The sequence below is a fragment of the Chitinophaga sp. 9-1-y genome (assembly GCF_059511905.2).
The window spans coordinates 4,795,983-4,819,080 of the sequence record NZ_CM197955.1 but is presented as its reverse complement, the minus strand read 5'-3'; the positions used below and the strand labels follow the sequence as shown (position 1 = coordinate 4,819,080).

Sequence of the window (23,098 nt, the reverse complement as noted above, 5' to 3'; positions counted from 1 at the left end):
AAAAAAATTATGTAGTAGAAAAGGTGAAGGCTTTGCTGAGCTTTTTCAGGGCAATACCCATTTGGGTTTCCACTGTTTTAGGGGAGATATTCAGGATTTCGGCAACATCGCGGTATTTGAAAGATTCCTCTTTCACCAGCATAAAAATGAGTTTGCATTTGGGCGGAAGCTGGTTGATAGCGGTATTTACCCGGTATAACATTTCGGAGGAGATGAGTAGTTCTTCCGGGGACCGGGCTACTTCCAGCCGGAAGTCTTCGATATTGTCCAGTGGTTCGGTAAAGTGTAGTTGTTGTTTCAGAAAAGCGAAGGCTTTGTTACGTGCCATTACGTACAGGTATACTTCCGGATTGCCGACTTCAAGCAGTTTTTCCCGGCGTTGCCAGAGCTGCACGAATATATCGCTGGCCAGTTCTTCTGCTGACTCGCGCTGTTTCACGAGAGAGTGAATCAGTTTAAATATTCTGCTGAAGTAATGGTTGTGCAATTTTACGAGCACTGCGGGCCCTTCGGCGGTTGGTAACTGCTGGAATAGAAGTCTTGCTTCGGTTCCTCCTTTCATAACGGTTTGGTCACTGCTTTAAAGACAAAAAGGTGTTAAATAATACAGCCTATGCAATAGTTTCTTATGGTTACTAAATTCTTGGTGTGCCAAGCAGGATGAAGGATTGGATGGATCTGTAGTTGATAGCATTTACGGAAATTCCATTTCTGACGATCATATTATGTATCCGTTGTTACAAATTTCAGATGTTCCAAAATCGTTTTTTCTATTAGCATTTAAATTAAAGTCATCCCTTTTGATTTACAAAAGTTCAGGCAAAATTTGAGTAGCAAAAGTTAAAATAGCATCAGTAAGTGAAGGCTTTTTATCGTGTAGGCGGGGGGATATAGCTTTTAGCGTTTAGCAGTTAGCTTTTAGCAAATGCAGCGAAGAATACCATATAACACTTTTCACTGCATTTGCTAAAAGCTAAAAGCTAACTGCTAAAAGCTAATTGTTTATCTGTTGCAGTCTGCCGACCACGCTTTGTTATCCCTGGTAAACCCGATTACCAGTTTATCTTTGTTGATGGTAATAATGCCGGTACCGGAAGATCCGACACTGACCATGGTGTTATCGTCTTTTTTCTGAAACTCAACACCGGTAAGATCGGGGATACCGTCTGAGAAGCGGAAGTCGTACCGGGTACCCACTTTAGTGACAAAAACGCTGCCGTTGTCCTGGCTAACATTTTTACCATCGGCGGTGTAGCCAACTTTGCCCCTGAAGGTACCGGCGAAGATGTCGGTGTCTGCCGGGTCGGTACTTTTGCTACAGGCAGTGAACAGTACGGTCGAAAAGAACAATACGCTAATAATGCTAAACATCCATTTCATTTTCATATATCACGTTTTTGGTTTTTCAATATAGTTCGCTATTCAAAATGCAATTAGCATACCAGCCGGATCGCGTGTATTATATATAGGCAGCGCTTTTTTTATAGCAGCGCCGTGATTTTTGGGTGAAACTATACACAGAATGGGTAGGGAGGTCCTTGTTTAGTGGGCACATCCACCTGGAAAGCAGGTCGTCAGCAAGCAAACGCAGGCAATAAATTAATGTATTGATAATCAGTGACAGTAGATGGAAAATGTGTGTTCTTTTTAATTTTAAAAAAATTTAATTTCATTTTTATTAGCTTGTAAGTCGCAGGTAACCAAAATCGTTTATAAAACTATCAATTGACTTCTTCAATACTGAATCGTTCATGAGTACATTAACAACATCTCCAGCGCCATCTGGAGAAGCAGCAACCGCCGTTGGCGGAGGGGAAAAGAAGGGCCGTCTTTACTCATTAGATGCCCTCCGGGGATTTGATATGTTCTGGATCATGGGTGGTGGCTCAATTTTTCATGCTATCGCCAATGCTACGAAATCACCTTTCTGGGAAGCAGTAGGGGTACAATTAGAACACCCCGAGTGGAACGGATTTCATTTCTATGACCTCATATTCCCGCTGTTCCTGTTTATGGCCGGTGTTTCCACGCCTTATTCGGTAGGACGGGAATTGGAGAAAGGGAAAAATCGCACACAACTACTGGGAAGGGTGATCAAAAGAGGACTAATCCTGGTATTATTAGGCATCATTTACAATAATGGCCTGCAATTGCAGCCCATATCGCAAATACGCTTTGGTAGTGTGTTAGGGCGTATTGGTTTGGCCTATATGTTTGCCAACATCATCTATTTGTATACCAAAGAAAGAGCGCAAATGATCTGGTTTGTAGGGATTTTGCTTACCTATTGGTTGTTGCTGAAGTTCACTGCTGCCCCTGGGTTTGCGCCTGGTACCCTGACCATGGAAGGAAATTTCGCCTCTTATATAGATCGCTTACTAATGCCAGGTAAATTGTACCTGGGTATTCATGATCCGGAAGGACTGGCATCTACTTTCCCCGCTATCAGTACGGCTTTGCTGGGCATTCTCACTGGTAATTTATTACGTAACAACGATAGGGCGCCCATGAAGAAGGTAGGCATCATGGCGCTGACAGGCCTGGTATTCCTGGTGCTGGCACAGCTGTGGAACCTCGATTTTCCTATCAATAAAAATCTGTGGACCAGCTCCTTCGTGCTACAGGTAGGCGGTATCAGCCTTTTGTTGCTGGCGCTTTTCTATTATGTGATCGATATCGCCGGGTATAAAAAATGGGCTTTCTTCTTCCAGGTAATTGGTATGAACTCCATACTCATCTATATTTCCGGGCATTTTATTGATTTCAGCTATACCAACAACGCATTTTTTAAGTGGCTGGGACAGCTGGTAGGAGAGCCATACGGCGCCGTAGCACTGAGTATCACCTTCCTGTTGGTGAAGTGGTTGTTCCTGTATTTTATGTATAAGAAGAAGGTATTTCTCAAAGTATAATCATCGCTATAGCAGAAAGCGTGATACACACCAGGGGTGTATCACGCTTTTTTATTGGGTTATAGTGCTGTTATAAAAGCAATATAATCCCGGGCGCTTTGATCGATCTGTTCCTCTGTTGGACGATGCTCCACGCCATAAAAAGCAAAGAACGGCCGGTAGTCCGCTCTTACATAGTTGAAAGTGATTTCAAAAGGAGCGGTTAGTTGCGCCATGGTGTATTTATATCTCCCGGAGGGCTGATAATCGTATTCGTTAATACCCGCACTAATGGCCAATGCCATCTTTTTACCGGCTACCTGGTAGCCGCTGCCGGCGCCATAGGCCCAACCCTCCGTTAATACTTCATCCAGCCATTGCTTGAAAAACGGCGGACAATTAAACCAGTAAAAAGGGAACTGGAATATGATCTTGTCGTGATTGGCCAGCAGTTGTTGTTCCCGCTGCACATCGATACGCCCGTCCGGGTACTGCCCGTGTAATTCATGTATCACATATCTCTCCGGGTATTTCTTTAATTCTTCTTCCCATCTCTTATTCACCGCAGAAGCAGCCATATTGGGATGGATGATTATTACCAGCGTTTTCTTCATATCTTGTTATATTATCTGTGCTGTCAGCAAAGGTGAAATTCCTAACTTCACCAGCCAATAAGGGTTTAACTTATCCGGTAGTGAAAAATTTATCACTATGCGCGCACACAGGGAGATCATTACTTTTGTAAACTTAAAAAGCGGCGTATGTACCAACGGAAAATTCCCATTGATTATAATTGCGGTCTTAACATTGCGATGGAAGTAGTGGGTTCAAAGTGGAAATTTTGTTTACTCGATGAAATCGCCAAAGGCGCCAAACGCCCAAGGGACCTGGTTCAGGCGATCAACGGTATCACCAGGCGGGTATTACAGAAAGATTTGCGGGAACTGGAAATGCACGGATTGGTAGGAAAAACAATCTATGCAGAAGTACCCCTGCGGGTAGAATACCACCTCACGGCCTCCGGAGAAACATTGCTGCCGCTCATTGCGGCTGTTGACCAATGGGGACTGAGCTTCGCCCCACAACTGAGAAGTATTTCAGAAAGAACAGCGCAACCCATTTTATAGTATGACTTCCACAAAACTACTATCCAAACATTTCAGAGACGTTCATTTCGGTGGTAACTGGACCAGCGTAAACTTAAAAGATACCCTGGCCAACATTACCTGGGAACAGGCCACCACCAAGGTTCACGACCTGAACACCATTGCCGTACTGGTGTTTCACATTAACTATTATGTGAGCGCTATCCTGAAAGTACTACAGGGCGGTCCCTTAGATGCCAGCGATAAATTTAGCTTCGATTTGCCCCCGGTTACTTCGGAAACGGCGTGGCACGCACTGGTGAATAAAGCTTTACATGAAGCCGAACAACTGGCAAAGGCCATAGAAGATCTCGAAGAAACGCAACTATCGCAGGACTTTGCGGGCCCTAAGTATGGCAGCTATCACCGGAATTTACTGGGGGTGACAGAGCATACACATTATCATCTTGGACAAATATCGCTGCTGAAAAAAATGATCTCCGCGGAAAAAGGATGAAAATTTTTTTTGTAGTTTAGAAATAATGTTTACTTTCGCGCTCCCTTCAGGGGAATGATTCCCTAGCTCAGTTGGTAGAGCAATACACTTTTAATGTATGGGTCTTGGGTTCGAGTCCCAAGGGGATCACCACAGAGAGTAAAAAGAAATACTCTTACGTAATTAAAACCTTGTAGAAGCTGATTCTACAAGGTTTTTTTGTTTTTGGTGGTAATTGTGTGAAAAGATATGTTAGGATAGAAAAGTGAGCGTTGAGGTTAGCAACAGAATGATTAAATTGTGCTAACCGTCACTGGCCTTAAATGCTATACTGTATTGCGTTTGACCAATGTTAAGTGATGTCAGGATAAGTGCAATTGAAACAATTTTGGTTAACTTAAAACAAGTGTCGTATGACCAGCTTTTCTGTTCTTTTCTGGCTCAACAAGAGCCGTACTAAAAACAATAAGCCCGCTATCTATCTTCGCGTCAGCGTAGGCGGCAAACGTGCAGAATTTTCCACGTATCAGTATGTAACCCCGGCATTATGGAATGCCTCCGCCCAATGTGTTAAAGGAAACTCCGAAGAAGCACAGGCGATCAACCGACAGTTACTCACGCTGAAAGCCAATCTACACAAACATTACAGCCTTTTAGTTGCTTCTGGTAAACCGGTAACCGCGGCTGCGGTTAAAAATTCTTTCGCTGGAATCACTGAACACTCCCGGACTTTATGCGAAGTGATAGACTTCCATAACCGCCGGTTTGCAGAGAAGGTAAAAGCTAAGATGAAGTCCGAGCGGACGCTGAAACGCTTTGAGATTACAAAAGAGAAGGTGGTAGCTTTTCTAAAAGCACATTTTCATGTATCTGATAAGCCGCTTTCTGAAATTCGTTTTTCTTTTGCCCCGGATTTTGAACACTTCCTCACAACTGTGCAGGGGATGGGGTCTAACACCGCTATGAAGTACGTGAAGATTTTAAAACAGATGCTCAAATTGGCTGTAGATCAGGGTTGGTTAGTCGTTAGCCCGTTGGCAGGGTTTAAATGTACCTATGAAGATCCGCAGCGGGAGCGGCTTACCATGGATGAAATTATGGCCTTGTATAACAAGCAACTGATTCCACGGTTAGCAGAGGTGCGCGATATTTATCTATTCTGCTGCTTTACCGGCTACGCCTACACAGATGTATTGCATTTGACACCAGATAACCTTGTAATTGGTATTGATGGTGAAAAATGGATCGTGAAGGATAGGGAGAAAACCCAAACGGCGGAACGGGTACCGCTGCTGCCTATTCCGTTAGAGATAGTAGACAGGTACAAAGAATCTCCGTATTGCCTGTTATATCGCCGTTTGTTACCCGTTAATAGTAACCAGCGGTATAATGCCTATCTACAAGAAATAGCCACGCTATGCGATATTAAAAAGCATCTAACGACGCATACCGCGCGGCATACCTTTGCTACCACGGTGACGCTGGAAAATGATGTACCGATTGAAACAGTGAGCCAGATGTTAGGGCATAAATGTATACGCACTACACAGATATACGCGAAGATCACTCAGCAGAAGGTTAGCAATAATATGCGGGTGTTACGTGAGCGCCTGGCTGTTGATAAACCGAAGTTGCAGCGGACTATTTAAACACGTGCGCTGCCGCGGGCTGGTGCCTTATGACGAGATGTTTTTTGCAACGGTGGAATGCTATCGGGCTGCATATGAAAAAACATCTCGTCATAAGGCATTTTGTTGTATTACATTATACATTTTTCTTTTCACTGGAAATCTGTTCACTAGTTAAAAGGTAGAGTCTTTTATGGCGTGACCAGTACAGTCTAAGAGGCAAGGTATTTTTGGGTATAGTAAAATAGTGCGATAATTACTCCTATCAAAAACAGTATTCTATCAGCTCTTTTAGTTCTGATTTGATATATGATTAAGAAACCTAGAAACGCACCAGAGAGAGACATGCCGACCACTCCCAGTAGGAAATAGTAAAGATTTTCATTAATTGTGTCACCATTTAAAGTTGGAAACCTTATTATCTGAAAAAGTGTTTCTGCTCCTACACAAACAAGAAAACTGTAGTATGACATTTTAGGCATACTAATATTCTTATCAATGGTTAGTACTTTTTTTTGAAAAAATATGAGTATTGTTAAGAATAAGCCTATAAGCAACAGGCCGTCAATATTAAAGGGTGTATGAGGTATGTTAGTGGGGATACCTAAAGAAAGTCTATGCATAATAATCCAAAGGGTTATTATGCCAACTAGTAATATTGCACTGTACTTAAGGATATAAGGTTTCATTTTCATTTTATTCCGGGACAAATTAAGAAAATAATATATTTTTTTCAGAACCTTTTGATTCAACTGGAGTTAATCTGAACACAATCATGAAGATTTTGATAGTTTGGAAGCGGTACTAGGTGCTCTTCGCGGTTTGTTTTAGGATAGAACCTGTGGCTATGCCACCAGTTCGAGGAGGTTATACAGGCAGCTTCGCAACCTGTATGCGGAGGTCAACGGATCTTCGCTCCGTTAGCGAGCGGTGTTTTTGCTGCGCAAAAACTGCTCTCCCCTTTGCTCCCGGTGGTCGACAAAGGGGGAAATGCAGCGGAGATAGAAGGGGAGATCGGGTGCCGGTGAAAAGAAAAAAGTCATATTGTGTTGACCCAAAATCGGTTTTATGAATGCGGTAGCATGATAGGTTTAAGGGTTTGGGTATTACCAAAACATAGCTGGCTATACATAATTTCCTCTTCTTATAATTTTTTTTCAACCCAATATATCTATATTCATAGCTTAATTTTTATTTCTATGGGCTATGAATTACACATAACACGCCAGGATAATTGGTTCGAAGACGATATCGAAAAAAAAATATCTATTGATGAATGGAAAGATTATGTAACAAACGATATTGAAATGAAGTTGGGTGACCAGATGGAAGTGTTAAATGTAAAGGATGGGGGGGAGATTACCTTGGTAGGATATTCAGGCAGTAATTCCGCTTGCTTCTACTATTACAAGGGAAATATCTGTGCGAAAAGTCCGGATGATGAAACTATAAAGAAAATGATAAAAATTGCTGTAGCCCTTAACGCTAAAGTTCAGGGAGATGATATGGAGTTTTATGGTGAGTAAGGGGATTAATTTTCAATAGGATAAAAATATTTTGTTATTTTTGAGAAACCACGATTACTGACAACATTTTTGGATATACCAATCAGGTTAGCATTACGGTTAGCAAAATCCGCTCACCACTATCAAATACCCATTCTACAAGACATTACGAACATACGTGCTACTCCCAAGGGGATCACGGAAAAATGAAGAAGCCTTCAGGTCGCAAGACTTGAAGGCTTTTTTTCGTTCGATTTTTTTTGCATCAATTTTCAACAAAAAATAAACGGTTTATTTTCAGGGAGATCCGGATTCGAGTCCCATAAGGCTGTAATGTTTGTTAATACAAATTGTTTCACAAGTGGGCAGAACATAGATTTCCTCCCTCGTATTAGTTTTGTGACATATCGATGTTTAATGTCGTAAAATATGCCAGAACAGCACAATATAGAGTACAAGCAATCCTGGAGAGATGAGTATCTTAAATGGGTATGTGGATTCGCGAATGCGCAAGGCGGTAAATTATTTATTGGTATTGACGATAATGGCATTGTGGTCGGAGTTGATGAATATGGAAAATTGATGGATGATATACCGAATAAAGTGGTTAATCATTTAGGACTAGTTGTTGACATCAATTTACATAGAAAGGTAAATAGACATTATATTGAAATCATAGTCCCCGTTAGCAGTGTTCCAATCGCGTATCATGGTATCTATCATTATCGTAGTGGCAGCACAAAGCAGGAATTGAAGGGTATTGCTTTGCAGAATTTGCTTTTGAAAAAGATAGGGAGAAAATGGGAAGATATACCAATAGAAGGTGTTACATTAAAAGACCTAAATGAAAGCACTATCCAATTTTTTATCACTAAAGCTGTTGAGAAGAACAGAATTCCGTCTACAGCGGTAAAAATGAAAATTGATGTGCTATTAAAAAACCTTGATCTAATAACAGAACAAGGCCAATTAACAAATGCTTCTATGTTACTTTTTGGTAAGGATCTTATGAAGGTGACAGTGACCGCAAGTTTTAAAATTGGTAGATTCGGTAAATCAAGTCATGATCTTTTATTTCATGATATTGTCGAAACCAATATTTTTGATATGGCAGATAGGGTCATGGAGGTTTTAAAGATGAAGTATTTAATCAGACCAATTTCATACAAAGGTTTAGAAAGACTAGAGCCTTTGGAGTATCCAGAGCCGGCCTTACGCGAGGCAATATTGAATTCCATTATTCATAAAGATTATTCAAGTACCTACATATTTCTTCGTGTTTATGATGATCGTTTACATTTATGGAATCCAGGAATTTTACCCGAGGAGTTGAGCGTTGATGAATTGCGAAAGGAACACTCCTCCTATCCAAGGAATAGAAATATAGCAAATGTTTTTTTTAAGTCTGGTTATATTGAATCATGGGGAAGAGGCATTAATAAAATCATTGATGCTTGTGTGGAAGCAGGAATGCCTGAGCCTCTGATTGAAGAAGAGCAGGGGGGCTTTAGCATAACATTTCTGAAAGATATTTATACAGAGGATTTTTTGCGGCGATACGATCTCGAGGAAAGACATATTAAGGCATTGTTGTTTATGAAAGCAAATGAACGAATCAGCAATAGAGAATACCAGGAGTTATTTAATGTATCCAAGCGTACAGCGTCATACGACCTCCAGTTATTATTGGAAAAGAATTTGATTTTAAAGATTGGTTCAACAGGGAAGGGGACTTATTATGTTTTGCAAAGGGGCAATAAAGGGGCAAAAGGTGCAGCAAAGGGGCAATAAATGTATTATAGTATTTATTATTATAATATGCAAAGGACTTTCAAGGCAAAAAATAATAAGTTCGATTTCTGTACCAAGGGGATCACTGGAGAAACTTGAAACCTGCGCGCCGCGCGGGTTTTTTGTTTTTGGTCTATTTGTTAGTCTATCAAAGTGCGATTGCGCTGTTTCTGCTTATTTAGTTTTATTTGGGTTGACTTGTGCCATAATATTCTGAAATTTTCGACTAGTTTTATAGGAGGTTGAAAGCTAGGCAATGTTAAAAGACATACCGACTCTAAGTTCGCTTGCAAACAAGTAATGATTATCTACAAATAATTTAAAATGAAGAAAATATATATAATTATGTCCTATTTTAATGTACTCCTTTGGTTGTTAATAGGCTTGTTTACCATTGGTAGTATTATTCTAAGTAGAAATGACTTTGTTATTAATCTTTTTGTTGGAATTATATTCTTATTATTGGCAGTATTATTTTTTTTAAAAGTGCATTTTTTTGTGAAAGCGGTAAAAGGTGAGGAAAAAAGGAGTGTAAATATGGGGTATATTTCAAAATATTTAATAATAGATTTAACATTAACTATAGGGATTATATTGTTTTCATTGATTATTCTTTCTGCCGTTTTACATAGAATATTTTGGAAGGGTAACGCTATATTTGGTTAGGGTGTTGAGTACTACTTTTTAAGCCTTACCTATGAGATTCAAAATAAAAACGAGAGTTATCTTCAACTGATGGAGGATAGAATTTTACTTCCTCAAATTTATAAGGATTTTTATAGACGTTGTTCTCGTTCTTTACCGGCAGGTTTAGTCGGAACAGACCTTCGCAATGATTATCCCGACTTGAACATAGGGGCAATTGCGCTTTTAGAAGAAGATGGAGCCGAAATTTTTCTTGATAGTGATGACTTTGTTTTTATGATGCATCAAGGGTACATGTTTTGGTACTTCAAAGCCGATGGTAATCCAGCGATGGTAATTGATTGATTTTTTAGGTTTTTAAACACGGAAATTAGCTAAGGTGAAAATCACTTATCCCTGGGAAGGGCTTGAAAAGCGTATTTAATTCTTGTAGTTTTAATAAATACTCATCATGTGACAGTGCATCAACATTACGAAGCCATAAAATATTTTGTTGTTGTTGCTCGTATGATAACAACGTTGATATTTGACCATATTTGCCTACAAGATACGCTTTCCTTTTCTCCATAAGGACTTGTATAAACTGTGAGAGTTCTGTTTTGGATGGGTTGTCTATCAAAAAGGCTATAGCATTTGAATTATTGTTTGGAGCGAGATAAATTAATCGCTTATATGTAAACAAATACGCAATGAAGCAAAGTATCGCAGCTGTTAAATAGAATAAATAGGCATTTTCCCCTACTTTCCCGCCTTTACCTTCCTCGACATAGAGTAAGGCTGAAATGCCTGCCAAAAATAAGACTCCAACAAGCCAACCTCTATTGCCAGATTTTGATTTTATTACCTTTACCCCTATGTCTTCGAATTTGAGATAATATTCACTGCTGTTAAGCAATTGTTTATTTCGAATTGCTAACCCATCAGCCTTTATCTCAAACCATTTCTCCTGAAGTAGAAAATTTTTCTGATGTAAGCTACATTTTGTCATATTGAAATTAGGAGATTTTAGCCTAAAGTACAATTATCTTCAATATTGATCAAGTTTTGTAGACAACATTTAGAATTCCCGACAAGATTCGAGCCATTTGCTATTTGATAGGCATGTATCGGCATTATAGTCCCGTGGCTTTCAGGCATTATACCCATTTTGACACCTATGGCAGCAGCAGCCTTTTGCTCAATTATGTTAGCAGGCATGGTTGTTCACGTCAAGAAGAAGGAATACAAAATGCTCCCAATGTTGATTATAGTTTTTATCCTGTCAGCAATTGTTGCATATTTTAGGTTCGCAGCTGTAGCAGCACAATAGGAAATAGCTGAATTGAACATAGCTACTCTTAAATTCACGCAGTGTCGGCAAACTTGCGCAGATCCAAGGGGATCACCACAAAGCGTAAAATTAAATACGCCAGAAACAAATCCCAACGGGCTGATCGAAAAGGTCAGCCCGTTACTTTCCTGCTTTAAATTTCTTATCTTTTACAGGCCATTTAAACCGAATATTTGAGGTAAAAGATAAACAATGAATAAAGACAGCCTGGTTCAGTTTGTACAGCAGGCATTGCCAATCAGCCAGCTAAAGGCCGAACAACTGGCAGGGAAGTTTATGCCGATGAAAATCGAGCGGAATGGCTACCTGCTGAAGGAAGGAAAAGTATGCCATGAATCTCACTTCATTGAGAAAGGCATTGTCAGATCCTATATTTATGACGTTGACGGTAATGAAGTGACCACCGCGTTTTATGCAAAAAACACCTTTGCTACAGACTTGCTATCGTTCTTCAAAAGAGCTCCTGCAAGGGAATATATCCAGGCCGTCACCGATTGTGAAACCTGGTTTATCACCTATGAAGACATGCAGGCAAGCTTCCATACCATCCCGGAGTTTCGTGAATTTGGAAGGCTGAATATTGTAAATCAATACGGCATTTTAAAGGAAAGAATGTTATCGATGCTACAGGAAACAGCTGAACAACGATATAGTCACCTGATCAGTTCAAGCCCGGAAATTTTTCAGGACGTACCCCTAAAATATATCGCTACCTACCTCGGTATCACCGACACCTCATTAAGCAGGATCAGAAAGGAGTTTGCAAAGAAAAATACAGGTAGTTGATTTCTTGCCATTTGCTAAGTGCGAGCTTGGAGATTTGGTTTTCCTTTGTTTTATTATTTTATTAAAACAACTCATCAAATGGAAAATCAGGTTTCGGCCATGCCACTTGGGGCCATCATCATATTTATTGCAAGTTTCCTTTTTTCTATCGCTTTTATTACCTGGCCGGTAAAACAGGCGGCACTTGACGCAGGTATGTCCCTGCGGAAGGCAAGGAATATTCAGATAGGAATTTTTAGCTTCTATGTTGCTTACCTGGCGTATGTATCGGTGTTCGCCCTAAGAGGTACGTTTAACGTCGACTCCGTGCCCCCTAAAGTAGTGGTTTGGGCCGCTTTACCGTTAATGGTTATCCTGTTTGGCTTTATTGGAAATACCCCACTATTTAAAAAACTACTCAGGTCCATTACATTGGAGTCGCTTATCGCTGTACATGTATTCCGGGTGCTTGGCATATTTTTCATTATCCTATACGGCTATCACTTACTGCCGGAAAAATTTGCCTTCTCTGCCGACCTGGGAGACCTCATTACCGCGGTGCTGGCTCTACCAGTGGCGAGAATGGTGTCGAAAAGGAAACCCGGTTGGAAGGTGGCGGTGTACGCCTGGAACATTTTCGGGATACTGGACATCGTTAACCTGCTCACGATTGCCGTTATTATCGGTGCCAATGGGAATCTCCGTGAAATGGCGGTATTCCCTTTTGTTTGGTTCCCTGCTTTTGCACCGGCAACTATTTTATTTTTGCACACCACGGTTTTCAGGAAATTGCAGCTGCTGAAAACTGTGGAGAGCCCCAAAGAGTATTCATATGCAAATAGTTGATATACCAGCCGGTTAATTTTGGCAAAGAAATGGTTAACATCGGTGGCAGCCCCAATAACAATAATAAATATATTCACATCGCTAATATTATTTATCATCACTAAAACAAATTGCGATGAAGAAACAAGGCGTAAAAAAATTGACCCTGGGCAAAATCACCATTGCTGAATTAAGTAAGCCCGGTGGGTTAAGTGTAGCTGTAAAAGGTTCTGCCAATTGTGTGTTCACCTGGCGACCACCTTGCTATACAGACCTTAATTAATTAATCAGCATCAGGATTAATTGAACCTAAATCCTGTCAAGTTTTAACGAATGGTTCCGCTTATGTATTTATAATGTTGATATTAAACAATCATGAAATTGCGGGCCTCCTTTCGTTAGCAGAAGTAATAGTAACGGTGGAGGCTGCGCTCATTGCCAATGAACAAAATAGTTGCCTGGTTCCAAAACGTATGCATATTGACTGGGGCGAAAACACGTTCCTTTCCATGCCTTCTTTTTCTGACATTTATTTTGCTACCAAATTGGTATCTGTAGTACCGGGAAACAGCTCTCAGCAACTGGCGGTTACTAACGGAGTGATGTTGCTGAATGATGCACATACAGGTTTCCCATTGGCCATGATGAATGCCGAAAAGCTAACCGCATTACGTACCGGGGCATTGGGTGCAATAGGTATCAAATATATGACGTCTCCTGACATTGACAGCATTGGACTAATAGGATGCGGTGTACAGGGCTTACAACAGGCGATCTTTGCCTGTGCTGTGCGGCCTGTGGCAAAAATATATTGTTTGCAGCGATCCGCAACAGGTATGGCAGCTTTCACCGCGCAACTCCGGGAACAGTTTCCATCAGTAGCAGTGATTCCATGTACAGATGCGGCTACTATTTTGCAGCATACAACTGTAGTTATTGCAGCCAGCCGGTCTGCTACTCCGGTTTTGCCAAATGATGCGGGTTTACTGGAAAACAAACACTTTATCAGTATTGGGTCCTACAAGCCTGATATGCAGGAATTACCAGATGAGGTTTTCCGATTATCCGGGAAGCTTGCCATTGATTCCGTGTTTGCCAAAACAGAAACCGGGGATATCATTCATCCCCTCAGAAAAGGAATTTTACAGGAAAATGATGTTTTTACGATCGGAAAACTCTTAACCGGTGAGGTTAAGATTGACGTAACCAAAACTACAGCATACAAATCCGCAGGAATGGCCATTTTTGACCTGTTTATGGCAAAGGCTTTGTATGAAAGGGCCAAAGCCAGGAATATCGGAACCGATATTTCTCTTTAGACGTGAAATTGTTTTCATCTCCCTGCACTTCATCAATAATAGTTACAAATCATTGATTCCACCTAAAATGCAAACACTGCTTAGTAACCTGCATTGGGATGCACCTGCCCAATGGTTAAAGATAGAAACAATAGATATGCATACCGGCGGAGAACCGTTACGTGTTTTCGTTAGCGGATTGCCGGCTATTAAAGGCACAACCGTGCTTGAAAAAAGAAGGTACTTCAAAGAACATTTGGATTTTATCCGTACGGGTATCATGTGGGAACCGCGTGGACATGCAGACATGTACGGAGCAGTGATTACTTCTTCTGCAGATGCAGATATGGATGTTTTCTTCCTGCATAATGAAGGATACAGTACGATGTGCGGACACGCCATTATTGCACTAACAAAGCTTGTATTGGAAACCGGTATTGTTAAAAAGACGGAACAAAATCCAGTGCTGACCATTAATGTGCCGGCAGGTAGAATTTACGCCAGTGCCACCATGGAAAATGGTAAGGTAAAGCAGGCGTCCTTTCGCAATGTGTCTTCTTTTTTGTATTTATCCGATCAGGAGGTCGCAGTGCCGGGTATCGGGACCGTAAAATTTGATGTGGCTTATGGCGGCGCTTTTTATGCATTTGTAGATGCAGAGCGTCTGCAACTTAGCCTGGATGCTGACCACTACCATCAACTGATTGATTATGGACGGAGGATTAAGCATGCAGTGATGAGCAATTTTAGTATCAGGCATCCATTTGAAGAAGACCTGAGCTTTTTGTATGGAGCCATTTTTACAGGACGGCCAGAAGAGAAAGGACATCATAGCCGTAATGTATGCATTTTTGCGGAAGGAGAGGTAGATCGCTCCGCTACCGGCTCAGGCGTTAGTGCACGCGCAGCATTGCATTATGCCAAAGGGGAATTAAAGATGAATGAAACTATTATAATTGAAAGCATTACTGGTAGTACTATGGGGGTGACAGTGAGGGAGCTGACTACCTTTGGAGACCATGAGGCGGTAATACCGGAAGTAAGTGGCACTGCTTTTATTACAGGCAGGCACACCTTCCATTTTGATCCGGAAGACCCATTTAACCGGGGATTTATTTTTAGATAACGATCTATACCAGTAGGCCAGGGGTATCAGGATGATAGGGATCTTTGATCTCCTGACCTGCTATTCTCATGTGTGAATTTTAGAGGTTATTAGTATATAAGAAGACATAAATCATTTTCGGGCTTAACGATATCCCTGTGCCTGTAAATGGAATAACCCGGCATAATGCCCGCCTTTTACCAGTAACTCTTCATGGCTGCCAATTTCTATCAGTTGCCCCTTTTCCAGTACTAATATCCTGTCGGCCATACGTACGGTAGAAAAACGGTGCGAAATAAGGACAGAAGATTTGCCCCGGGTAAGATCTGCAAAACGGAGGAAAACATCGTATTCAGCCCGGGCATCCAATGCAGCAGTAGGTTCATCCAGTATAAGTAGCTGTGCATCTTTCATATAAGCCCTGGCCAGCGCGATTTTTTGCCATTCGCCTCCTGATAGCTCCACGCCGTTGCTAAAATGACGCCCCAGCATCTGCTTGTATTTGTCTGGTAGTTTTTCGATGAAAACGTGTGCCATGCTTCGTTTTGCGGCAGCAACAATGAGTGCATGATTTTCTTTTTCGCGGATATCGCCAATCGCTATATTATTGGCAACACTCATCTGGTACTGGAGGAAATCCTGGAAAATAATGCCTACCTGCATCCGCAATTCAGCAGGATCATATTCCCGCAGATCGTGTCCATCCAATAAAATGCGGCCTTCTGTTGGATCATACAGCCGGCTCAGTAATTTTACAAGCGTTGTTTTGCCGGCGCCATTTTCTCCTACCAATGCTAATTTTTCGCCTGCATGCAATGTAAAGTTTAGGTGACGATTCGCCCATTTTTCTGAATGGAGATATTTGAAACCCACATTTTCAAAGGTAAACCCATATTGAATAGGATGGGGAAATGGTCGTGGATTGGCCGCAACTACCATCCTTGGTTTGATGGCAAGAAAATCAAACAGGTCGCGTAAATAAATTGCACCCTGCATGATGGTAGTGAACCTGCCCAATACACCCTGTAATAATCCGCGCAATTGTATAAAAGAACCCGCCATAAAAGTGAGATCGCCGATGGACTGATACCTATTAACAGTACGGAAGATGATGAGAACGTAGGCTCCGTAATAGCCTGCGCTGCCAAGCAGCGAGAATACGGCACTCCAGGAAGTCCGCTGTATATATAGTTTACGGCTGTCGCGGTAAAACCTGTTGGATAAATCACGGAAACGGTCTACCAGGAAACGGGATAGGCTGAATATTTTCACTTCTTTGACTGTTTCATCACTGGCTCCCAGGAAGCGGATATAGTCCAGCTCCCGACGTTCCGAGGTTTGTCCGAAATAAAGCGCATACATTTTATTGTTGAAATAGGATTCGCCCATGAAAGTGGGTATGACAGCCATCAGCAACAACAATATCAGCCAGGGATTGAATATTACCAATCCCGTTATCAGAAACCCCATCGTAATACTATCCTGTACCTGACTTAATGTTTGTGATAATAATATAGTACGTCCTACCGTTTGTTGCCGGGCACGATCCAGCATATCATAAAAGGTGGCTTCCTCAAATTGATCAAGATCAAGTATTGCCGCATGTTCCAATATCTTAACGGAGGTATTGTTGGCAAATAGATCTCCCAATAAAGTATCCGTTAACGCGATTACTTTTCCCATGCTATCAGATAATATCACCAGGCCAAATTCCAGCGCTACCCATTGCCATAAATCGTGTTGGGAATGATGAGCATCCCGATGGCTCAGTAATACTACCTGGTCAATGATCAGTTTACCCGCATATAGCATGGCCAGTGGTATTGCTGATTGCATGATACGCAATAATGTATTAACAATCGTAAGCCAGGGATTGGTTTGCCACACCATTTTGAAAAACGGAGGCAGGTTACGCAAAGCAACTAGTCGTTCTCTATAAGTCAGATCATCGTTAGCAGATAATGATCCTTGAAATAACTTGCGCCAGAAATTCATGCAATTGGATTGAAGATATTTGGAGGAATACAGTATTGAAAAAGGGGCTGACTTTACATCAGCCCCTTTCACGGTCATCACCAGGGCTTACTTACCATCTGTTAGGCTGGCAGCTACCTGCATAAGCGCAGAAACAGTTTAAGTTAGACGGGCCACCGTAACCGCAGTTGTTACCGTTAGGGCCACTCGGACCATAAGGAGGTATGCAGTCAGCGTTAAATAAAGAACAGCTTATGTCTGCTGCTGCTCCACCATTGATGGCTCTTAAATCGTTTCTGCTGAGGCTTTTGCCAAATGATTGCTTTGTTTCCATTTTTCTTCGTTTTTTTTAAGTAAGAGAAATAATATGCTGCAAGACTGCAAATTGCAGCATGGTACTTGTGAGTAGCAGTCCTTCTCACAACTGAGTTTATAATATGTTGAGGTTGTTTTATTGTTCCACAGCAGTACTGAATGAGGCTGCCAGTGAAGGAATCAGTTGAAACATATCCCGTATAACATAATTACGGGGTAGCTGACGGCCGTTAATAAAAAAGGTAGGAGTGCCTTTCACTTTTGCTACGTCATCCATCCAATAGATATGTGTCTTTAACAGGTTTTCTACATTTACATCAGGTATGGGCCCCCATTTTTGCCGCCATTTGTCGAGATCCATCAATTTGAACCAATCAGATAACATCATGGCACGTTCCTCATCCGGAAGAATATGCGTTGCTTTTTGTAAAATAGCTTTCACTGCTATTGTTAAATCATTATTCGGATTATCAAGAGGGAAAAGAAAGCGGAATTTTATACACAGTACTTCTTTATAGGTTTCATATAATTCATCAATAATCTTATGTGCTGTTGCACATGGTCCGCAGTAAGGGTTGCAGGCTATGGTTATTTGTACGGGGGCTTCATTGTTACCCAGCATTAGCTCCTGATCCCAGGTAGTACAATCTACATAAGGCCGCTGGTTGGACTGATATAAATAAAGCGACTCATTCCTTTTCCACCTCCGCAACTCTTTTGCCTGCATCAACTTTTCCCTGATATTTATCGCGAAATTTTTTAATCCCTTGAGTAAATAGCAGACGATACCCTGTACCAAAAAGAAAGAAATGACATAAGAAATGGATATCCTGAAACTACCGGTAACCGAAGTCGCATACAGACACGCCAGCAAGCACTGCGCAATAATAACGGCCACAATGCACAGACAAATAACACACCATTTTTTCAGTATAAATTGTTGTGCATATAAACTTAATCCGGCTACTATTATAACAGGTATGGACAAGAGCAGGGCTGTATTTAGTAAAATAGGATGCCAGTTGGACAAAAGATAAAATCCGGATTGTGTCACGAAATACGATATTGCTGCATCTGCTATTGAGATACCGGCAATTCCTTTGGAGTAACTACTTCTTAGTACAGCATCACACCCTGAAGGGCTTACGGAATTACACACTTCCTTTATCGCTTTTACCTGCATGCCCATCTCCACAGAAAGTACACCTATGCTAATTACAAGGCCCGTGAGTGAGAGTAATCCCCATATGGTATTTATGAGATGGAAACCGGGAATAGTTACGTAAATAAAAGCGGATAGCAATAATAAAACAGCCATAAAAGATGCTGCTTTCGCGGCGCGATGCTGCCTGATCTGTTGCGTGTTTTCAGCATTATTCCAGGAGGGCCGCTTACCAGCCAAAACAACAATACCGGTCCAGTTTTTCTTTAACTGCGGATGCTGATCCCAGTCACTTATATTGTCTACCTGTATCATATGTGAGGAACCATCGTTTTCCATGACATGGGCCAGGCAGGGATAGTTAAATTGTGCAATATGCGTATGATCACTTTGTACTACCTCATAACTCATTCTACCCAGGTCCAGGAAATCGATGAGGGAAACAAGGGAGGGATAGTCAGGATGGGAGTGCATTTCCTGGGTAATGAACTGCTGACTTACTGTAATGCCAATCTTGCGCAGCCAATTATAAGCGATTTGTTCAAACGCCGCAATCTGTTGATTCGTTTTCATGGTAATATGCTAAAGAATTATTTCCCCGGACATGACTACAGATAGCCCGGTTTTAAGAATGGGTGATAACTTATTTGTTTAAAATGAGTGCATGGATATTTTGAATACTTGTAACATACATGATGGTTGTTTATCAAACAATCATGCGGGGATAATCATAAGATGGCAATTTTAAATATGATGTATTCACATTCATCGTGATACCTGAAAAATAATTATTTTGAGTAGATGCTTTTCCGGATGTAAAATTAGCACTTCACGCCATGTGCCCCTAGTCTGATATTGACTACTTGTTTGCAGAAATTCACCCTGGCATTTTCTGTCATTATATAATCGTTAACAAGGTTGCAAAATTGGGAAATTCCCTTCGCGTAATATATGGGAGTGCTCACAATAACTGGCGTAAAATGCAATACCGTATTGCACTTTACGCCAGTGTCTTTGGTGTGCTGTATTTGCCTTTATTGTTTGATGATCTTCGTCATATTCACTTCCGTTGCCCCATTCTTAATCTTCATTATATAAACACCTGGACGTAGTGCGGAAATATCAAGCAGCGTGTTAACCGCGCTCACTTCACGATGCAATACCACGTGGCCGTTTACATCAAACATACTCAAATCTGATTTCCCTTTGAGCCCTGGAATTTTAATGGTTACTACATTATTGGCAGGATTGGGGTATACAACCACTTTCTGCTTATCCTTTTGCACTTCGCTGGTAATAAGTTCATTTGCGCGACTGGCAGTACCTAGTTGTACCCGTAATGTATAACAAGAGGTACTGCTATTGGCTCCATTGTAACCATACACCTGTGCATAATAGGTACCCGGACTAACAGTTCTGCTGATACTTTCGCTGGTGGTACCACCTGCCTGCGAAATAGAGAGCTGTGTACCTGCGCTGTTCAGTAATTTCAGGTCATAATCACCAGGTAATGTGCCCAATGTAATAGTAATGGTACCGCGGGTAGTAATCACAAACTTATAATTATCTATATCTCCACTCGGGTTGATGAGACCAGTGACGTCTGTATTAAATGGAATAGTTGCGGCACCGGAAATTGTTCCGTTGGTCGAATTATCCAATGGATTTGAACAACCTGTTGTAGTTAAAGTGGTGAACTGTGCAGTAGTATATGTACTGCTGCCGCTGCCTGAACAATTTGTTCTCACTCTCCAATCATACAATGTGGCGGATGTTAATCCGCTTACATTAGCAGAGATGGAAGTGGTTCCGGTTACGGCATTGATCCATGTACCTGACGAATTAGCTTTATAATCTATGTCATAGTTCAGGGCGCCACTTACGGCGGTCCAGCTAAGTGTAGCCCCGGTGCTGGTTACAGATGAACTGGTTAAGCCAGTGGGCGCACTACAAGTGCCTGTGGTAGTAAATTGCGCAACTGAATAAGCGCTGCTGTCACTGGCACAATTGGTTCTTATCCTGTAATCATAGGTAGTTCCTGATGTAAGCCCTGTTAAGCCTGAAGAAATGGCTGTTGTTCCTGTTGCAGCATTGATCCAGGTAGGAGATGAGGAGGGTTTATAATCCACATTGTATGATACAGCGCTGCTAACTGCGGTCCATCCTAGGGTAGCCGATGTAGTGGTAATAGCTGTAGCCGTTAAACCTGCCGGAGAGGCACAGGATGAACTGGATGTAATAGTGAAGTTGGTGTTGGAAATATCAAAGAAAATATTTCCTACCGCTTCTACTTTTATTCTTGCTGTTGTAGTGGGTGTATTGGGAATAGTGACCACCTCGCTGCCGTCATTAGGTGTGCTGGCTACTAATGTGCTGAATGTAGTGCCTCCATCTGTAGAGATGGATATTTTTACGTTGGCGCAACTAACAGGTGCCGCAGTGGTATTGGCAACGCTCCAGGTTATCGTTTGGGCTGAATTGCCGGCCCATGATACAGCCGTATTAGGAGCTGTCACAGCAAACGGTCCTGATGAACTGGTGACGGTTACTGTCATATCCGCAAAATTGGTCTGCCCGATCGTTACCGGTGGGGTAGAACTATAAGGAGCATTATCTCTTACGGTTAATCGGAAGCCCAAGGTTCTTGAAACGGAACTTAATGCTTCCGTATTAGCTCCTGCATCACCACCCGGCAACGGACCAGACACTAATCCGCCCGCAAGAATGGTCGCCATTTTGGGGAAGTATCTTGTTGCCGTTGTGGTAGGGGCAAATGATATCCAGTTTGGGCCAGATGCTTTGGTAGGGCTGGCCACGCTACTAGCTCCTGTTTGTGATGATGAAGCATTATCATTTTGTTCCCAGCAATAAGTCAGGACGTCGCCGGCATTGGCATCAGTAGCTGAACCGGTAAGTACGAACGGGGTGCTGATAGGAATAGTAAAATTACCACCGGCATTGGCAACAGGTGTTGCGTTATTGCCGGATATACTCGTAGTTATTGGGCAAGTTTTGCTGGAAAGATTAGACTGGATTTGTGCAATGGAGGCGGCGTGATAAATATCAATGGAATGTGGCGCAATGTCCTGGCTGGTAATACCGGCATACCCCATAATAGTAATTCCAGAACCAGGTTCCACATTAACGCCTGTGCCTTCATTGCTCATGGAGAAAGTATGGTTAGCCCCCAATTGGTGCCCTACTTCATGTACTACATAGTCGATATCGAAATTATCTCCCTGTGGAATATTATCTGCAGGGGAAGTAAAACCACTTCCTTTTTGATTGTCGACACAAATACAACCTATACAACCGGCGTTACCGCCACCTCCGGATGCACCGAAGAGGTGACCAATATCATAATTAGCTGCACCAATCACAGAAGTCAGGGTACTTTGTAACTCACCGTTCCACGCTCCGCCTGCGCCCGAGCTGGCGTCGGAGTATGGATCTGTTGTAGGATTATAATAAAATACATTGGTAGCTGCCGCGATCAGGTTAAGATGAATGGCCAGGTCCTTTTCATAAACGCCATTGCAACGGGTAAGCGTCGCATTGACCGCCGCCAGCACCAGTGAAACCTGTGAAGCGCCTGTGGCCCCAAAATAATTGGAGTATTCGGCAGTAACTGATTGAGCCAGCCGCAATGTTTTCATATCACCGGTTGATCTTGCCGTACTGTTAGGTAGCTGGTTACCTATACTGGTTGCTAATCGTTGCTCCGGAGTAGTGCACTTCCATGGCAAAGTTTTCGGTTGTTTTTTGAATACAGTGTATACCGTGTGGTCTGCGGAATAGGGTTCAATAAATTCATTTTCCTTTCCTGTACGGAAGACCATCGTTTGTATCCCCTGTGGGGAAATGCTCAGCTTCAATGTGGCATATTTATCGGTAATGCCTTTTCCCGAGAATGCCCTTATCTCTGGAAATTGGGCCTGCAATGCAGGTTCGAAATTGGAAGCTTCTATAATTTCGAACTGCTCAATTTGCCCGTCTGCATTGGGCAAAGAGATAATTATTGAATGCGCCGACTTATTACCTACCGATTTGAATATTTCGTTCCGCAAAAGCGTCAAATTCAGGTCAAATAATTTGAAGTTGATCGGAAATGCAAGCCGGGCTACGCTTTTGTCGGTGGTAATCCTGGCGCCATTTGTGTGTGACGTCCAGTAATCCTGTGCAAATGCTACAGTACTGCACAGCAATGCTGTTGCGAAGAGTAAGACTTTTCTCATGGATAGTTTAGATTTTAGTTGTCAAAATGGTTAACGCTATAAATGTAG

General features: G+C 41.8%; 23 protein-coding genes and 1 tRNA gene. 15 read left to right on the top strand and 9 right to left on the bottom strand.

Annotated elements, in window-relative coordinates; translation table 11 throughout:
* Positions 1 to 7: 7 nt before the first annotated feature.
* Both AC5ZC7_RS18920 and AC5ZC7_RS18915 read right to left on the bottom strand, forming a co-directional pair.
* Positions 8 to 562 carry a sigma-70 family RNA polymerase sigma factor gene (locus AC5ZC7_RS18920; protein ID WP_496157338.1) on the bottom strand — a complete coding sequence of 185 codons (555 nt, stop codon included), beginning with the start codon at positions 560 to 562 and terminating at the stop codon, positions 8 to 10.
* A 440-nt stretch (positions 563 to 1,002) separates the two neighbouring features.
* Positions 1,003 to 1,386, bottom strand: a complete 384-nt coding sequence (locus tag AC5ZC7_RS18915; RefSeq protein ID WP_496157339.1) for a hypothetical protein — start codon at positions 1,384 to 1,386, stop codon at positions 1,003 to 1,005.
* Between the two features lie 365 nt (positions 1,387 to 1,751).
* Here AC5ZC7_RS18915 and AC5ZC7_RS18910 point away from each other — a divergent pair, with 365 nt between their 5' ends.
* Positions 1,752 to 2,912: an acyltransferase family protein gene (locus AC5ZC7_RS18910; RefSeq protein ID WP_496157340.1), complete on the top strand. Its 1,161-nt coding sequence runs from the start codon at positions 1,752 to 1,754 to the stop codon at positions 2,910 to 2,912.
* Positions 2,913 to 2,971: 59 nt separating this feature from the next.
* On the opposite strand, the gene AC5ZC7_RS18905 is transcribed toward AC5ZC7_RS18910, so the two are convergent.
* Complete coding sequence (locus AC5ZC7_RS18905) at positions 2,972 to 3,505, bottom strand: NAD(P)H-dependent oxidoreductase (protein ID WP_496157341.1); 534 nt, start codon at positions 3,503 to 3,505, stop codon at positions 2,972 to 2,974.
* A 147-nt stretch (positions 3,506 to 3,652) separates the two neighbouring features.
* On the opposite strand from AC5ZC7_RS18905, the gene AC5ZC7_RS18900 reads away from it, so the two are divergent.
* From AC5ZC7_RS18900 to AC5ZC7_RS18885, 4 genes are all read left to right on the top strand, one after another.
* Positions 3,653 to 4,018 (top strand): winged helix-turn-helix transcriptional regulator, encoded by a 366-nt coding sequence (locus AC5ZC7_RS18900; RefSeq protein WP_496157342.1) that lies wholly within the window; start codon positions 3,653 to 3,655, stop codon positions 4,016 to 4,018.
* Position 4,019: 1 nt separating this feature from the next.
* Positions 4,020 to 4,493: a DinB family protein gene (locus AC5ZC7_RS18895; protein WP_496157343.1), complete on the top strand. Its 474-nt coding sequence runs from the start codon at positions 4,020 to 4,022 to the stop codon at positions 4,491 to 4,493.
* 56 nt (positions 4,494 to 4,549) lie between these two features.
* A tRNA-Lys gene (locus AC5ZC7_RS18890) sits at positions 4,550 to 4,625 on the top strand.
* 260 nt (positions 4,626 to 4,885) lie between these two features.
* A complete protein-coding gene (locus AC5ZC7_RS18885; RefSeq protein WP_496157344.1) occupies positions 4,886 to 6,121 on the top strand; it encodes a tyrosine-type recombinase/integrase in 1,236 nt (411 codons plus the stop codon).
* 191 nt (positions 6,122 to 6,312) lie between these two features.
* Here the strand turns inward: AC5ZC7_RS18885 and AC5ZC7_RS18880 are convergent, their stop codons facing one another.
* Complete coding sequence (locus tag AC5ZC7_RS18880) at positions 6,313 to 6,789, bottom strand: hypothetical protein (RefSeq protein ID WP_496157345.1); 477 nt, start codon at positions 6,787 to 6,789, stop codon at positions 6,313 to 6,315.
* 510 nt (positions 6,790 to 7,299) lie between these two features.
* Here AC5ZC7_RS18880 and AC5ZC7_RS18875 point away from each other — a divergent pair.
* The 4 genes from AC5ZC7_RS18875 to AC5ZC7_RS18860 all read left to right on the top strand — a co-directional run bounded on the left by AC5ZC7_RS18875 (position 7,300) and on the right by AC5ZC7_RS18860 (position 10,386).
* On the top strand, positions 7,300 to 7,626 hold the full coding sequence (locus tag AC5ZC7_RS18875; RefSeq protein WP_496157346.1) for a hypothetical protein: 327 nt from the start codon (positions 7,300 to 7,302) through the stop codon (positions 7,624 to 7,626).
* Between the two features lie 408 nt (positions 7,627 to 8,034).
* Positions 8,035 to 9,396, top strand: coding sequence for an ATP-binding protein (locus AC5ZC7_RS18870; RefSeq protein ID WP_496157347.1), 1,362 nt, complete (start codon positions 8,035 to 8,037; stop codon positions 9,394 to 9,396).
* A 324-nt stretch (positions 9,397 to 9,720) separates the two neighbouring features.
* Positions 9,721 to 10,062 (top strand): hypothetical protein, encoded by a 342-nt coding sequence (locus tag AC5ZC7_RS18865; protein ID WP_496157348.1) that lies wholly within the window; start codon positions 9,721 to 9,723, stop codon positions 10,060 to 10,062.
* 69 nt (positions 10,063 to 10,131) lie between these two features.
* Positions 10,132 to 10,386, top strand: coding sequence for a hypothetical protein (locus AC5ZC7_RS18860; protein ID WP_496157349.1), 255 nt, complete (start codon positions 10,132 to 10,134; stop codon positions 10,384 to 10,386).
* 25 nt (positions 10,387 to 10,411) lie between these two features.
* Here AC5ZC7_RS18860 and AC5ZC7_RS18855 read toward each other — a convergent pair whose 3' ends face one another.
* Complete coding sequence (locus tag AC5ZC7_RS18855) at positions 10,412 to 11,029, bottom strand: hypothetical protein (protein ID WP_496157350.1); 618 nt, start codon at positions 11,027 to 11,029, stop codon at positions 10,412 to 10,414.
* 168 nt (positions 11,030 to 11,197) lie between these two features.
* Here AC5ZC7_RS18855 and AC5ZC7_RS18850 point away from each other — a divergent pair, with 168 nt between their 5' ends.
* The 6 genes from AC5ZC7_RS18850 (at position 11,198) to AC5ZC7_RS18825 (ending at position 15,385) form a co-directional block, all read left to right on the top strand.
* Positions 11,198 to 11,350 (top strand): hypothetical protein, encoded by a 153-nt coding sequence (locus AC5ZC7_RS18850; protein ID WP_511911254.1) that lies wholly within the window; start codon positions 11,198 to 11,200, stop codon positions 11,348 to 11,350.
* A 213-nt stretch (positions 11,351 to 11,563) separates the two neighbouring features.
* A complete protein-coding gene (locus AC5ZC7_RS18845) occupies positions 11,564 to 12,157 on the top strand; it encodes a cyclic nucleotide-binding domain-containing protein (protein WP_496157351.1) in 594 nt (197 codons plus the stop codon).
* A gap of 78 nt (positions 12,158 to 12,235) precedes the next feature.
* Positions 12,236 to 12,982 (top strand): DUF8737 domain-containing protein, encoded by a 747-nt coding sequence (locus tag AC5ZC7_RS18840; protein WP_496157352.1) that lies wholly within the window; start codon positions 12,236 to 12,238, stop codon positions 12,980 to 12,982.
* A 115-nt stretch (positions 12,983 to 13,097) separates the two neighbouring features.
* Positions 13,098 to 13,244, top strand: a complete 147-nt coding sequence (locus AC5ZC7_RS18835; protein ID WP_496157353.1) for a hypothetical protein — start codon at positions 13,098 to 13,100, stop codon at positions 13,242 to 13,244.
* Positions 13,245 to 13,317: 73 nt separating this feature from the next.
* Positions 13,318 to 14,280 carry an ornithine cyclodeaminase family protein gene (locus AC5ZC7_RS18830; protein ID WP_496157354.1) on the top strand — a complete coding sequence of 321 codons (963 nt, stop codon included), beginning with the start codon at positions 13,318 to 13,320 and terminating at the stop codon, positions 14,278 to 14,280.
* A gap of 67 nt (positions 14,281 to 14,347) precedes the next feature.
* Complete coding sequence (locus tag AC5ZC7_RS18825; RefSeq protein WP_496157355.1) at positions 14,348 to 15,385, top strand: proline racemase family protein; 1,038 nt, start codon at positions 14,348 to 14,350, stop codon at positions 15,383 to 15,385.
* A 123-nt stretch (positions 15,386 to 15,508) separates the two neighbouring features.
* On the opposite strand, the gene AC5ZC7_RS18820 is transcribed toward AC5ZC7_RS18825, so the two are convergent.
* The 4 genes from AC5ZC7_RS18820 to AC5ZC7_RS18805 form a co-directional block, all read right to left on the bottom strand.
* Positions 15,509 to 17,359, bottom strand: a complete 1,851-nt coding sequence (locus AC5ZC7_RS18820) for an ATP-binding cassette domain-containing protein (RefSeq protein ID WP_496157356.1) — start codon at positions 17,357 to 17,359, stop codon at positions 15,509 to 15,511.
* A gap of 91 nt (positions 17,360 to 17,450) precedes the next feature.
* Positions 17,451 to 17,672, bottom strand: coding sequence for a hypothetical protein (locus AC5ZC7_RS18815; RefSeq protein WP_496157357.1), 222 nt, complete (start codon positions 17,670 to 17,672; stop codon positions 17,451 to 17,453).
* A 117-nt stretch (positions 17,673 to 17,789) separates the two neighbouring features.
* Positions 17,790 to 19,388 (bottom strand): vitamin K epoxide reductase family protein, encoded by a 1,599-nt coding sequence (locus tag AC5ZC7_RS18810; RefSeq protein ID WP_496157358.1) that lies wholly within the window; start codon positions 19,386 to 19,388, stop codon positions 17,790 to 17,792.
* Positions 19,389 to 19,849: 461 nt separating this feature from the next.
* The gene (locus AC5ZC7_RS18805) at positions 19,850 to 23,050 is read right to left on the bottom strand and encodes a reprolysin-like metallopeptidase (RefSeq protein WP_496157359.1); all 3,201 of its coding nucleotides are present in this window, start codon (positions 23,048 to 23,050) and stop codon (positions 19,850 to 19,852) included.
* Positions 23,051 to 23,098: the final 48 nt, after the last annotated feature.